The sequence below is a fragment of the Synergistaceae bacterium genome, assembly GCA_017444345.1.
In the GTDB taxonomy this organism is placed as follows: domain Bacteria; phylum Synergistota; class Synergistia; order Synergistales; family Aminobacteriaceae; genus JAFUXM01.
Map to the genome: position 1 here is coordinate 1 of JAFSWW010000003.1, position 9,482 is coordinate 9,482.

Consider the following 9,482-nt stretch of genomic DNA (forward strand, 5'->3'; position numbering starts at 1 on the left):
GGGAATAACTAATATATTTCTAGCATGAAAATTTTATCTTAGGCTGGACTTGACAAGCACAGGAGACTCATTTAAGCGTGTTAATAAAAAATTTGCAATACATATATTTCTAGCATAAAAATTTTATCTTAGGCGGGACTTGACAGGCGCAGGGGGCTCATTTAAGCGTGTTAATAAATAAAATTTGCAAATAACATGAAAATTTGTCTATAGTGAGCGAGCGGGACTCACTTTGCGCGGGCGACTCGTTTAATGCGTTTGAATGGGTAAAATTTGCAATAAATATATTTCTAGCATAAAAATTTTATCTCAAGCGGGACTCTCTAAACACGTAATATATTTATGCTATATAATAATTTCTCGTGAAAAATAAATCATGCTTTTTACAGCTAACTATATGAAAATTTTTCGTATAATTTCCTACATAAATAGATTTATAATCAGGGAGTGAATTTTTTTGCGTGAAACTGAGCGCACATATAATCATAATCATAAACGTAAAAATAAATTTGCAAAATTTCTTGCTTGGCTCATTCTTATTATAATAGTGTCAGGGGTTATACTTTCATTTGCTGATATAGGCGGGTATATGCTGTTCAACTTGGCAAAAAATTATCTCGGTGAAAATTATAATCTCTCTCTATATACTGACAAAATAACCGGCAATCCATTTAAAGGCTACAGACTGAATAATTTTGAGCTTCACGGCGACGGCGGTAAGAAAATTTTATCAGCTGAAAATTTGTTATTGAGCTTGAGACTCTCGGCTTTAATTCGCGGCAAAATTAACCCTTCTGAGCTTGCAATTGAGGGAGCTAATATAAATCTTGACTCATTTTCCGGCTCGCTCGGCAAATTCGGGGATTTTCCGATAAGGTTTATTCCTGCTGATATAAGCATAATAAATAGCAAGTTAAATTCTTTGGCCGGAGTCTTTGACGTTAAAAATTTACACGTGAATTTCGAAAAATTTGACGTAAATATTGACGCGTCTCTTAATGGGATTCCAGTTAACGGCATTATAGACTTCAGCGAGTCATCAGGCTTTAACGCTATTAACAGGTCAGATATTTCTATAGGCTCCGGCAAAATTTTAGCGACCGGGGGAATATTTAATAATGAAGCTCTTGATCTGCACGCGTCGATTCAGGACTTAAATTTGCAGGAAATAGCGGCGATTTATCCAGTTTTGAACGAGTCAGGCGGCTTTGACGGCACAGCAAATTTTAATATTGACATAACGGGCTATAAAGATGAGCCGAGAATTTCGGGGAGTCTTGACTATGTAGGGCGGAAATTTTACGGGCTTTTTCTCGAACGAGTCAGCGCAAATCTTGCATATTCTGATAATGTTTTGACAGTAAATGATTTGCAGGCCAGCGCGTTTAGTGTTCCCATTCAGGGCGAAATGTCAATTACTTCACGGCCGAACGAAAAATTATTTATTGCTATAAAACTTGACGGCAGCGAGACAAATTTAGACGTTCCCGAACTCAAAAAATTATCAGGAAAAATCGAGTCCTTCAACGCAGATATAAGGGGCTGTCTTGACTCATTGAACGGAGTTATTAATTTCTCGGCTCCTAGAATTAAATATAATAATAAAACTTTAGCGAATATCAAGACTCAAATAAAGCTCTCTAACAGTGATACGGCAAATGTAAACGGGAAATTTATTTTAGAAGGCGCGCAGGGATATTTACAGGGTAAGATTGAGTCGTTCTTATTAAGGCCGGTATTAAATCTCAATGCAAAAATTGTTGATCTTGATATAAATAGAGTCGCTGATATCTTCATTGAAAATTTTGACGAGTATAAATTATCCGGGAAGATTACGCTATTAAGTGAGATCAAAGGCAGCGCAGGGAATCCAGTTTTAACCGGCAATCTTTCAAGCAGCGAAATAACAAGCTCAGGCAATAAATTAATGAAACCTGTTATAAATTTCGTTTACTCCGACAATAAATTAAATTTGACCCGCAGTGAAGGAACTTATAACGGAATGCCCGCAAGAATAACAGGAAATATTACGCACTTCCCCTCGTTAAATCCTGAGTTAAACATAAATGCGACTGCTTTAATGACTCCGAGTCAATTAAAAAATTTTATACCGGGAATAAATAAATACTCGCTCAAGAGCAATATAAACGCGGGCGCAAGGATTCAAGGCACATTCAACAATCCTGAAATAAATTTATTATTTTACTCGCAAAATCTTCAGGCACTTGACGGGCTGACAGCTAGAAATATTGAATTAGTTTATAACGAGCGTGAATCAAGCATAAACGCAAAAAATTTGACTCTAGGCGGGCTGACTCTCTCGAAAATAGCGGCAAAAATTGAGAATGATAACGGACAAATTAATTTATCGGCAAATTCACCGGCAGTAATTCTTGAAGGCTTCAATATAGGCGAGTTCAACGCAAAAATTTCAGGCACTACAGAAAATTTAAATCTCGATAATGTCAAAGCTGGCGAAATAAATTTATCAGGAAATATGCAGGTTTATCCGGCTATAAAATTAAATCTTGCTTTAAATAGCGAAAATTTCAGGCTAGAAAGAGTCTTCAAAAATTTATCGGGCGGGGCAAATCTTGATTTTACTCTCAACGGAACAGAAAAGAAAATCACAGGCAAGGGCGCAATTACGGCAAATAATTTAATTTATCACGGACTCAAACTCACAGATATAAATTTGCCGCTGAATTACTCAAATGGGAATCTTGACTCACACGGAACATTCAAATTTTATGACGGTTCGGCCAAGAATTTATTTAATTTAGATTTTGACACGAAAAAATTTACAAGCAATCTCGAAATTTCAGGCTTAAATATAAATAAATTAATTCATGATTCAATAAAAAATTTTACTGGGCAAATCTCAAGCACGGGCAATTTATCGCTAAAAATTAACGGTGATGATAAAACTTGTTCAGGCACTGGGAATTTCAGCGCAAATTCAGGAAATATTACGGGATTCAAGTGGCTTGACTCGATAAATAAATCAGATGGTATAAAATTTTCAGGAATCCACGCGCCTTTGTTATTGCAGTCAGGGAAGTTAATTATAAAATCAGGCTCAAGCATTAATCCGGTTAAGAACGAAAATTTATATAAATACGCTAAATTACTTCATGATGGATTTATAGATTTCGGCGGGAATGAATTAATTATGAATTTATTGACGGAGACGAGCATAAACGCAAAAATTATTAACATGAATGATTTATTGACTCAAGGCGCAGGGAATTCGGGCGATTTCAGGCCGGTAATTCTAAGTATTTCGGGGAATATTGACTCGTTAAATTTTTCAGCAGGGGAGTCAAGTTCACAAGCAGACTCGCAAAAATTAACCCGTGAACAAATGCGCGAAGAAATAAAGGGACGTGCACGCGATGAGATTCGCAAAGGTTTAAGATTAGGACTAGGAGGAATATTTAACTAATGAGATTTTCACTTGGATATTTTACGGAGCTTTTATTGAGGCTGCCTGCTTTATTATGGGCTATATCTTTTCACGAATTCTGTCACGGATTCGCAGCTAAAATGGTCGGTGATGACACTGCCGAACGTTATGGCCGCTTGAGTCTTAACCCGCTGCATCATTTTGATTTAGTCGGGACTATAATGCTTTTATTTGTCGGATTTGGCTGGGCTAAACCTGTGCCGATTAATTCGCGTTATTTCAGGAATCCGAGACGTGATTTAATAATAGTCTCACTTGCCGGAGTAATAGGCAATATCTTAACAGCAATTATTACAGTGCTTATTATAAGATTCATAGGACTTGCGAGAATTTATAATTTTGCGGGAATGCCGGGCGTGAAAATATTATCTAACATGATCGCTATAAATATGGGACTTGCTGCGTTTAACTTGATTCCGATTCCTCCGCTTGACGGTTCGAGAGTTCTTGAAGCGTTCTTACCATATAAATATTTGCATATATATTATTGGCTTGAGCGTTACGGGATGATTATTTTGCTAGTTCTCTTAATGACAGGAATAATTAACGTATTATTTGACCCGATTATAAATTTATTGTGGTATTTGCTGCCGTCTATATATGCGTATTAGTTTGTGCGAGATGGGCGGGGTGCTCATTCAGGGGAATAATTTTTTGCTAAGAATTATAATATTTGCTGCTGTTCGTAATGCGTATTAGTTTGTGCGAGGCGGGCGGGCGGCTCATTCAAGGGAATAATTTTTTGCAATTTATCAAGATATTTCTTTGTGCGGTAAAAAAATTATCTTGGGTGGGCGGGTGGGAGGGACTCGCTATGCGGCGGGGGATAATTTAAGACTCAATTACGCAATAAATTTACAAGAATACGAATCTATTAACACTCTATAAAAATTTTTGCTTATCTCATAAAATATAAATTTAGTTGTATGATATTAGCTTGAATATAAATATAATCTTGAAAGAAGGAATCTTTTACATGGCAGAAAAAAAAGGTAAGGCTGTTCTTGCATATAGCGGCGGACTTGACACTTCAGTTGCTGTAATGTGGCTTACTGAACAGGGCTGGGACGTTATAACAATGACTGCCGACGTGGGACAAAAAGATGTCGATTTACAAGCCGCAAAATCTAAGGCACTTCACAGCGGAGCAATTAAAGCATATATATTTGACCTGAAAAAAACTTTTGTCGAGAATTATGTATATCCGTCATTGAAATCTAACGCAATGTATCAAGGCACTTATCCATTAGTGTCGGCTTTATCCCGTCCGTTAATCGCAAAAACTCTTGTAGATATTGCAAATAAAGAAGGAGCAACCGCAATAGCACACGGCTGCACGGGCAAGGGGCAGGATCAAGTAAGGATCGAAGTTTGCGCAACCTCTTTAAATCCTAAAATAAAAGTTTTAGCACCTGTTAGAGACTGGCATTTTACTCGCGAGGCAGAAATCGAATACGCAGCAAAACACGGAATCCCCGTAAGAGCTACTGCAAATTCACCGTACAGCACTGACGATAATTTATGGGGGCGTTCAATTGAGTGCGGCCTGCTCGAAGATCCATGGAATGAACCTCCCGAAGATGCCTACGAGATGACCGCGAATCCTTTAGACGCTCCGAACGATCCGGAATTTATAGAAATAGGCTTTGAAGGCGGAGTCCCTGTTTCACTGAATGACGAGAGAATGCACGGCGTTGAATTAATCATGAAGTTGAATCAAATCGCAGGAAAACACGGACTCGGGCGCGTTGACATGATAGAAGACAGGCTTGTCGGCTGTAAATCCCGTGAAGTTTACGAGTGTCCCGGCTCAGTAACTTTATTAGCAGCACACAGGGCACTTGAGACTCTCACTCTTGATAAACAAGTCTTAAAGACTAAGCGCGAACTTGAAGTAAAATTTGCTGAATTAACTTATGAAGGTTACTGGTTTTCGCCGCTCCGTGACGCAATTAATTCATTCATGAATGACACGCAGAAATATGTAAACGGTGTCGTAAAAATGCGTTTATTCAAGGGTCAGGCAGTTGTACGGGGACTCAAGACAGCAAAGAGCATTTACCGTAAAGATTTAGCTACATATTCAGAGGGCGATACTTTTGATCATTCGGCAGCAGTAGGATTTATAAATATCTGGGGACTTCCTGTTAGAACATGGACATCGACTTGGCCGCGCCAGGATGAAGCAGAGATTCCGATTGAAGCATAAATAAAAATTTTTTTGCGGCTTTTCATGTTTAATAATTACGTAATTACGTGGGAAGCTGCAATTTTTACTAATACATTTACTAATACAAAAAGTTGAGTTAATCCATTCAGCTGCAATTATTTATAAAGATAAAAATTTTTGCATGAATGCAATTTTTTTTGCGCTAATTTTTTCACGAGAATATATAAATTTTTTGCTTAAGACTTGCTACAATTTCACGAGAAAAATTTTTTATTTATTATTTATGTCAGGAGGCTTTATTTATATGCGTAAAATTTTTTGTGCTGCATTTATTATCGCGCTAATTCTTTCACTTGCTGGGATGTCTTGCGCTAATGATAACGAGAAAAATATTCAAGCATGGGATCTCGATAAAATGATTCACCCGGAATTAAAAAAGGATTTCTCAAAGGCAAATAAGCAAATTATCACACCTGAAAATATTAACGACGTGAGAGAATTTTTCGCTAAATTACGCTCATTCCCGCCAAAAGATCCCGCCGTTGATATTGATGACGAAGTACTTAATAAAGGATTTTGCCCTCAGAGTCTACACGCCTAAGGGTAAGCATAATAAAAAATTGCCGGCTCTATTATGGATTCACGGAGGCGGTCATGTTCTCGGCTCACCTGAAGAGAATGACGAATTAATGATCGAAATCGTAAAACGCGCAAAATGTATTGTCGTTCAGCCTGATTATGATCTCGCACCTGAATATCCATATCCGACTGATTTAAATCAATGCATGGAAGCTCTGAAGTGGCTCGCAAATAATTCACAAGTTGACGCAAATAAAATCGCAGTTGCAGGCATAAGCGCAGGAGGAGGACTCACAGCTGCACTGACTCTTAAAGCACGCGACGAGGGAGGCCCTAAAATTTGTTTTCAAATGCCGCTATATCCCATGTTAGATTGCAGAAATATAACGCCGTCAAGTTATCAAATGCAAGACAGCCGCGCATGGTGCAGAGAATTAAATATTACAGCTTGGAAAATGTATTTAGGCGACAAGAAACCGGATATTTACGCTTCCCCGGCACTCGCTGAAGATTTATCGAATTTGCCGCCAGCTTATATAATGGTCGGAACTCTTGACCCCTTCAGAGATGAGACAATAATTTACGCTCAAAAATTAATGCAGGCCGGAGTCCCCGTTGAACTTCACGTTATACCGAGAGTAACTCACGGCTTTGAAGTAATATATCCTGATGCTAATATAAGCAAAAAAGTTCGTGACGAATATATTAACGCGCTCGCAAATGCCCTGAAATAAACGCAAAAAAATTCCCGGCCATTATGATTCATGCTTTGACCGGGAAGAAAATTTCTTACTTATTCGCTTCGTCAAGAGCTGCATTCAAAGCACAAACCGCGCAGGACTCTTTAGGACTATGAAGACTCCCGCATTTCGGACAAGTTACCATGTTAGTTTCTGACGCATATAATTCTATTTTATGGCACACAGGGCACTCGTAAATATCAACGTGAACCCTGTCAGCCTTAAGAAATGCGCTTCCCATAGGATAACCCGATTCTCTGAGCTTTAACGCTTGATTGCATACTGGACAAATTTTTTCTGACATTGTAAATTACACACCTTTCAAATTTTTGCAAATTATATCACGAGTCTTTACGATTAGGATTTTTAGGGAACCACCCGCGCGCGACTCTTTCTTTCTGTTCTCTTAATTCACGAATGCACCATAATAGACAGCACGCAAGAACGCCGAGAATCCCCGATAAAGTTTCATTTTCTGCTAATAATGACCCCGCGCAAGATATTAAGCCCAGTACAAGAAAGACCGGCCAAATTTTATACGAGAAATAATATTCACATTTTATAATTACTGGGTGAAGAACGCCGATTATTATAAAACTTGTTACGCCGATTATGATTCCTGAAAAATTGAACATGTTTTAGCCTGCCTTATAAAAATTTTATCGCGCGAATTCTATAAATTATTTATTATCGTCAACGCAATTATTAAATTATTTTGTGAGTTACTCATGAGTTAAAATCCATTTTCAGGAACTCCGAGCCAAATTCTGAATACAAAATATATTATTACCGTCAAAGCAATAATCACGCAGGGCGATAAATATTTACGGGATAATATTTTTATGGACTGATTGCCGATTAATACCCAGAATGAGAACATCGAAAAATTTTCAAAGATTGCCAGCAAAAAATTTTTGTCGTAATCTACAAATGCGAATTGATTCCGTAAAGTTATATAGCCTGGAATATCCTGATAAATAAATATATACAGCCCGTAACCTGATAATATTATTGCGAGTAAAGCAGGCCATAAATATTTTATTCTCCCTGATATAGCCCCGAAATGCAACCCCGTATGAATTCCCATAAGCACAAAACTTAAATATGAACTCGATAAATGCGAAATCCTAGCAAGCCAAGTTAATGACTCAATGTTTAAGGCCGGAAAACTTTCAGACATTATTATGCCGCTGAAAATATTTATTAATAAACAAATCATCAGCGAAAGATTTATAAATGTCCAGTATATGCGCAAAAAATTATATTTGCCTTTGAACAGCGCAAAATACCAGCAGCGATTCAAATATGTATGAACAAGAACAAGCGCACCAAATATCACGCCTAAATATTCGTGCGCCGTCCCGTCCGCTGCCTGCAATGACATCAGCACCATTAAAGCCGCAGTCATTGCTATATCAATTATTCGCTTGAGTACAAAAATTTTATTTGCCCTTTGCGTTCTTGTCGATTGCTTCCCAGAGTCCAAGTAAATATTCAGCTCCCAGTGCCCTGTCATAAAGTCCGTAACCCGGGCGGCCCTTCTCATCCCAAATCATTCTGCCGTGATCAGGTCTTATATAAGTATCCGGGCAAGTCTCATAAATTGCCTTCATGATCTCGTATAAATCTAAATCGCCAGTGCATGACAAGTGAGCGGCCTCTCTGAATTTGTGATGTCCTAAAAATTTTACATTTCTTACATGCATTGAGCCGATTCGATTCATTTTGCCGAAGTGGCGTATTATTTCGGGAATATTATTATCAGGATTTGAGCCTAGTGATCCCGTGCATAAACACACAGTATTTGCGGGCGAGTCATGTAACGCGACAATCTTGTCATAATCTGATTGAGAGTGCGCAATTCTAGGAAGTCCGAAAATAGGCCAGGCAGGGTCATCGGGGTGGCAGGCCATTTTTACGCCTACTTCTTCACACACGGGAATAACTGCATCAAGGAAATATTTATAATTCTTGCGCAAGTCATCGCCCGTCATGCCCTCATATTGTTTTAAAGTCGTCTCAAGTAAAGCGAGTCTTTCAGGTTCCCACCCGGGCAGAGTGAATCCATGTGATTCCTCAGCAGTCTTCTTTACGATTTCAAGCGGGCCCATTTCTCCGAGGTCTTTCTCGTCAAAGTATAAACTGTTAGAGCCGTCTTCGGGAATTTCGCGCGCTAAGTCCGTTCTTAACCAGTCAAACACGGGCATGAAATTATAAATTATCACTTTAACGCCGTATTTAGCTAAATTCTTGATCGTCTGGATATAATTTGAGATATATTCTTCTCTTGATGGGAGTCCCATTTTTATATCCTCGTGAACGTTTACGCTTTCGATTACTTCAAGTTCGAGTCCTGCCGCGTGAACCTCATCGACGAGTGATTTAATTTCTGCTTCTTCCCAGAGTACCCCGGCGGGCTTGTCAAGTAGTCCCATAAGTCCGGAAACTCCCGCAATTTGCTTAATGTACTTAAGCGGTATTGGATCGTTCTGGCTTCCGTACCAGCGAAATGTCATTTTCATGGTAA

Annotated in this window: 9 protein-coding genes; 5 read left to right on the forward strand and 4 right to left on the reverse strand. The window is 38.5% G+C overall.

Annotated features, from left to right (window positions below; translation table 11 throughout):
• Nucleotides 1-457: 457 nt before the first annotated feature.
• The 5 genes from IJS99_00100 (at nt 458) to IJS99_00120 (ending at nt 6,949) form a co-directional block, all read left to right on the forward strand.
• Entirely contained in the window at nt 458-3,445 is a 2,988-nt protein-coding gene (locus IJS99_00100; GenBank protein ID MBQ7560220.1) for a hypothetical protein, read from the forward strand.
• The gene (locus IJS99_00105) at nt 3,445-4,077 is read left to right on the forward strand and encodes a site-2 protease family protein (GenBank protein ID MBQ7560221.1); all 633 of its coding nucleotides are present in this window, start codon (nt 3,445-3,447) and stop codon (nt 4,075-4,077) included. Before IJS99_00100 ends, IJS99_00105 begins: the two co-directional genes overlap by 1 nt.
• A gap of 365 nt (nt 4,078-4,442) precedes the next feature.
• Complete coding sequence (locus IJS99_00110) at nt 4,443-5,675, forward strand: argininosuccinate synthase (GenBank protein MBQ7560222.1); 1,233 nt, start codon at nt 4,443-4,445, stop codon at nt 5,673-5,675.
• Between the two features lie 265 nt (nt 5,676-5,940).
• On the forward strand, nt 5,941-6,237 hold the full coding sequence (locus IJS99_00115) for a hypothetical protein (GenBank protein MBQ7560223.1): 297 nt from the start codon (nt 5,941-5,943) through the stop codon (nt 6,235-6,237).
• The gene (locus tag IJS99_00120; GenBank protein MBQ7560224.1) at nt 6,188-6,949 is read left to right on the forward strand and encodes an alpha/beta hydrolase; all 762 of its coding nucleotides are present in this window, start codon (nt 6,188-6,190) and stop codon (nt 6,947-6,949) included. The genes IJS99_00115 and IJS99_00120 overlap by 50 nt, the downstream gene beginning before the upstream one ends.
• Nucleotides 6,950-7,004: 55 nt before the next feature.
• On the opposite strand, the gene IJS99_00125 is transcribed toward IJS99_00120, so the two are convergent.
• From IJS99_00125 to uxuA, 4 genes are all read right to left on the reverse strand, one after another.
• Nucleotides 7,005-7,259: a hypothetical protein gene (locus IJS99_00125; protein MBQ7560225.1), complete on the reverse strand. Its 255-nt coding sequence runs from the start codon at nt 7,257-7,259 to the stop codon at nt 7,005-7,007.
• A 37-nt stretch (nt 7,260-7,296) separates the two neighbouring features.
• Nucleotides 7,297-7,590, reverse strand: a complete 294-nt coding sequence (locus IJS99_00130) for a DUF4491 family protein (GenBank protein ID MBQ7560226.1) — start codon at nt 7,588-7,590, stop codon at nt 7,297-7,299.
• A 98-nt stretch (nt 7,591-7,688) separates the two neighbouring features.
• Nucleotides 7,689-8,441: a DUF4405 domain-containing protein gene (locus tag IJS99_00135; protein ID MBQ7560227.1), complete on the reverse strand. Its 753-nt coding sequence runs from the start codon at nt 8,439-8,441 to the stop codon at nt 7,689-7,691.
• Entirely contained in the window at nt 8,398-9,477 is a 1,080-nt protein-coding gene (uxuA, locus tag IJS99_00140; GenBank protein ID MBQ7560228.1) for a mannonate dehydratase, read from the reverse strand. The genes IJS99_00135 and uxuA overlap by 44 nt, the downstream gene beginning before the upstream one ends.
• Nucleotides 9,478-9,482: the final 5 nt, after the last annotated feature.